Raw genomic sequence first — 4,127 nt, forward strand, 5'->3', positions numbered from 1 at the left:
GAGTACCCCCTGCCGGATGAGCCCGCCCAGCCGGGCGCGATGGCGGCGCTCAAGGACAAGGGCAAGCTCGTGCCCCTCGTGGTGATGGGCGTGGTGGGCCTGGTCTTCCTGGTGCTGATGATTGCCGTGCTCGCGGGCGCCTAGCGTCGCGGGCGGGGGCCCTGCCCCCATGAGAGCAGGCACCCCGCCCGCCCGCGCGTGAGTTGGACGCGCGGGCGGAAGCGCACGCCGCGGCTAGCGCGTGGAGATGCGCGCCACCGGCTGGATGTTCAGCTCGGGCGACAGCTCCTGGTAGCTGAGCACGGAGAACGACGGGTTGAACTCGTACTCCAGCAGCTTGCGGACGTAGCGGCGGATGTCCATGGCCGTGAGGATGACGGGCCGCTGCGCGCTGGGGGGCAGGTGGCCACACTCCGAACGCACGGCCTGGACGATTTCCTGCGCCAGCTCCGGCTCCAGCGCCAGGTGCGCGCCCGCGGAGGTCCGCTTCACCGAGCCGCGGATGGCGTCCTCGATGTTCGGATCCAGCAGGTACACCACCAGGGTGCCGGTGCCACGCGCGTACTTGTGGGAGATGTAGCGGCGCTGGGCGGCGCGGACATGCTCGGTGAGCATCACGTTGTCCGCCTCCACCTGCCCGTACTCGGCCAGGGCCTGGAGGATGCCGCGCAAGTCACGGATGGAGATCTCCTCCTCCACCAGGCGCTGGAGGATGTCCGTCAGCTTCAGCACGTTGACGACCTTGGGGACGACCTCCTTCACGATGGCGGGGAAGGCCTTCTCCAGCTGCTCCAGCATCGTCTGCGTCTCCTGCACGCCGACGAACTCGCGGGCGTTGCGCCGCAGCACGGCGGCGGTGTGCAGGATGATGTAGCCGGGCACGTCCCACGTCGTCAGGCCGGCGGCCTCCAGCGTGTCGCGATACTGCTCGGGGACCCAGGCGGCGGACTGCCGGGTGGCGGGGTTCACCGCCTCGAAGCCCTGGATGTTCATCAGCCGCAGCCGGTCCACCGTGTCGTTCACCAGGACGTGGCCCAGCGTGGCCTGGCCGGTGACGACGGGCACCTCGTTGATTTGAATCTGGTACGCGCCCGGCGGCAGCGAGCCGTTGCCACGCGCACGCACGCCCGGGAAGCGGACCCCCAGCTCCACGAAGAGGCCATCCCGCATGAACGGGATGAGCTCGAAGAGGAACTTCCCGTTGTCCTGGCGCGAGTCCACGAAGGGCACCAGCGCGTCGGAGACCTCCAGGACGATGGGCGTGACGACGGGGATGAACAGCTCGGAGTCCGGGTTGAGGGCTTCCTTGGGCGCGGGCTCGGAGGCCATCGGCGTGCCCAGGTCCGTCTCCATGGCCGGGCCGGCATCCTCCGCCTCCACGGCCTGCTTCTGCTTCTTCAGCATCGTCCAGGCGCCCAGGCCCGCGCCGATGCCCAGCAGGAAGAAGGGAACCTTGGGCAGACCGGGCACCAGGCCCAGGACGATGAGCATGCCGGCGGCAATGGCGATGGCCTTCGGGTAGGCCGTCAGCTGGGAGCCCATGTCCATGCCCAGGTGATTGCCCTCTTCCTCACCCGCCACGCGCGTCACGATGATACCGGCGCAGGTGGAGACGAGGATGGCGGGAATCATGCCGACCAGACCGTCACCGATGGTGAGCAGCGTGTACTTCTGCGCCGCGTCGCCAGCGGACATGCCCTTCTGCGTCACGCCGATGATGAGGCCACCGATGATGTTGACGACGGTGATGATGATGCTCGCGATGGCGTCGCCCTTCACGAACTTCATGGCGCCGTCCATGGCGCCGAAGAGCTGGCTCTCACGCTCCAGGTCGCGGCGCTTCTTCTTGCCCTGGTCCTGGTCGATGGAGCCGGCCCGCAGGTCGGCGTCGATGGACATCTGCTTGCCGGGCATCGCGTCCAGGGTGAAGCGGGCGGCCACTTCGGCCACGCGCTCCGAGCCCTTGGAAATCACGATGAAGTTCACGATGACCAGGATGATGAAGAGGATGGCGCCGACGACGAAGTTGCCCTGCACCACGAAGTTTCCGAACGCGACCACCACCTCTCCCGGGTCACCGGTGAGGAGGATGAGACGCGTGGTGGAGATGGTGAGCGACAACCGGAACATCGTGGTGATGAGCAGCAGCGTCGGGAACACCGACAGGTGCAGCGCCGCTGGCACGTAGAGGGACACGAGGAGCAGCACCACCGAGATGCTGATGTTCAGCGTCAGCAGCACGTCCAGCAGCATCGTGGGCAGCGGGACGATCATCATCCCGACGATGGCCACGACCACTACGGCGAGGACGATGTCGGAGTACTTGGAGAGGAAGCTGTTCGGATTGGTGGCAGCCATCAGCGGTCAGGCATCCTAGGACAACCCGGGTACCTTCTGTCAGGGGGGGCGTCGCGAAGGGCCCCCTCCCCCACGGCGAAACCCGCCGTTCCCCCTCGTGCGGAAGCAGCCGGGCAGTCAACCGAAGTGGACATTCGTTCTTGCACCGCGCCCCGCCACGCGGGTTCATCCCCCTGACAGGCCACATGAAACCTGGGAGAACGCGATGCGACTGAAGAATGCCTTGGGCAGGGGTCTTCCGCTGATGTTGCTGGGTGCGTCCCTGGCCTGTTCGGCCTGCACGGACGGCGGTTCCAGCGGCCCTGGCCCCTCCGGCAACGGGGAGAAGAACGTCGTCAAGGGCAAGGCCACGGACACCGCCGGCAAGCCCCTGGCGGGGGTGGAGGTGGTGGCCGACAACCAGGTCCTCTACGACTCCAATGTGGTGGGCGTGACGGGCGCGGACGGCACCTACCGGCTGGAGCTGGGCCAGGCGGCGACCACCTGGAACGCCAGCGCGCGGCTCAAGCGCGACTTCAACGGCCGCAGCTACACCTTCGAGCTGCACCCCAGCAACGCCACCCCCTTCGCGGGCAACGAGGGCGCCGTCCGGGACTTCAGCTGGAAGCTGACCGGCGCGAAGCCCGAGGGCGGCGCCTACGGCAGCGGCGTCTACTTCAACCTGACGGACTACGTGGACCCGGCCGACCCGGATCAAGCCCTGCAGCGAGAGCACGTGGAGCTGACGCTCACCCCGGTGGGCACCCTGGTGGACGGCAGCGCCGGGACGCCGGTGACGGGCCGGGGCACCAACACGCCCGACGGCTTCGGCTTCCCGGACCTCCCGCTGGGGCGCTACTCGGTGACGGGGCGCTATGCGCCGCCGGGACAAGCCGTCCGCCCCCTGGTCGTGCGCGTGCAGGGCCAGGACACCTACGCCGAATCCGTGACGGCGGACTTCAAGCCCATCATCGACGGTGGGGACGGTCCGTACCGCGTGGACGTCGAGCTGAAGTTCCCCTGAACCCCAGGGCCAGGGGAGGCGGGCCGGGGCCTTCGAGCGGCCCCGCCCGCGCCTACGCCGCGCCGTCGGATTCGGAGGACGGGGACTCCTCGGCGCTCTCCAGCGCCGCGGCGGCCAGCATCCGGGCCCGGGCGCTGAGCGGATCCTGCCCTTCGGGGTCCAGGCCCACCGCGTGATTGAAGTCCCGAGCGGCCTCGTGGACCTTGCCGAGCCGCAGGTGGACTTCCCCGCGGTTGACGTAGGGCGTGAGGTCCGTGGGGTCCAGTTCAATGGCGCGGTTGAAGTAGGACTCCGCCAGGTCCAGGTCTTCCAGTGCCAGGTGGCAGGCGCCCAGCGCCGTCTGGAAGTAGGCCTCGGTGGGGTCCATGGACGCCAGGGACTGGAACAAGGTCAGCGACTCACGGAAGCGGCCGTCCTGGAAGAGGTTGAAGCCTTCCGTGGCCCGTTCAAGCATCTCCGGGCCGGACAGGGGCTTCACGTCGTCGTTGGTCACCGTTGCCTTGGATTCAGTCGTCATCTGCACACATCCCTCACGAGGGCGGGAGGACGGCCCCGGAGCCGGTAGGGCAAGCGGCGCCGGGCGCCGGGAGCTTAGACTGTTATCGGCGCTTCCACCAAAACGGTGCGCCGCTTCGGACGCGATATTCCCGCGGCCGCCGAGAAAAAATGGATCAGAAAATGGGGAGGAAACTTCTGCCCCCCTTTCCCCCATAATCCTTTTGTAAGCAGCGCCGCCGCAAACCACCCGCTTCCCAAACTTCTTTAC

At 67.9% G+C, this 4,127-nt stretch carries 3 protein-coding genes; 1 reads left to right on the forward strand and 2 read right to left on the reverse strand.

The annotated features are described in order from the left end of the window. Positions 1-234: 234 nt before the first annotated feature. Positions 235-2,358 carry a type III secretion system export apparatus subunit SctV gene (sctV, locus tag G4D87_RS34390; protein ID WP_163786903.1) on the reverse strand — a complete coding sequence of 708 codons (2,124 nt, stop codon included), beginning with the start codon at positions 2,356-2,358 and terminating at the stop codon, positions 235-237. Positions 2,359-2,563: 205 nt separating this feature from the next. Here sctV and G4D87_RS34395 point away from each other — a divergent pair, with 205 nt between their 5' ends. Continuing rightward, entirely contained in the window at positions 2,564-3,361 is a 798-nt protein-coding gene (locus tag G4D87_RS34395; protein WP_205507830.1) for a carboxypeptidase-like regulatory domain-containing protein, read from the forward strand. Between the two features lie 52 nt (positions 3,362-3,413). Here G4D87_RS34395 and G4D87_RS34400 read toward each other — a convergent pair whose 3' ends face one another. Further along, complete coding sequence (locus G4D87_RS34400) at positions 3,414-3,878, reverse strand: tetratricopeptide repeat protein (protein WP_163786904.1); 465 nt, start codon at positions 3,876-3,878, stop codon at positions 3,414-3,416. Between the last annotated feature and the right edge of the window lie 249 nt (positions 3,879-4,127).

The organism is Myxococcus vastator (assembly GCF_010894475.1).
In the GTDB taxonomy this organism is placed as follows: domain Bacteria; phylum Myxococcota; class Myxococcia; order Myxococcales; family Myxococcaceae; genus Myxococcus; species Myxococcus vastator.

Bases quoted from the DNA above. Each gene is read 5' to 3' on its own strand.
- sctV (WP_163786903.1), bottom strand. From the start codon at position 2,358: ATGGCTGCCACCAATCCGAACAGCTTCCTCTCCAAGTACTCCGACATC.
- G4D87_RS34395 (WP_205507830.1), top strand. From the start codon at position 2,564: ATGCGACTGAAGAATGCCTTGGGCAGGGGTCTTCCGCTGATGTTGCTG.
- G4D87_RS34400 (WP_163786904.1), bottom strand. From the start codon at position 3,878: ATGACGACTGAATCCAAGGCAACGGTGACCAACGACGACGTGAAGCCC.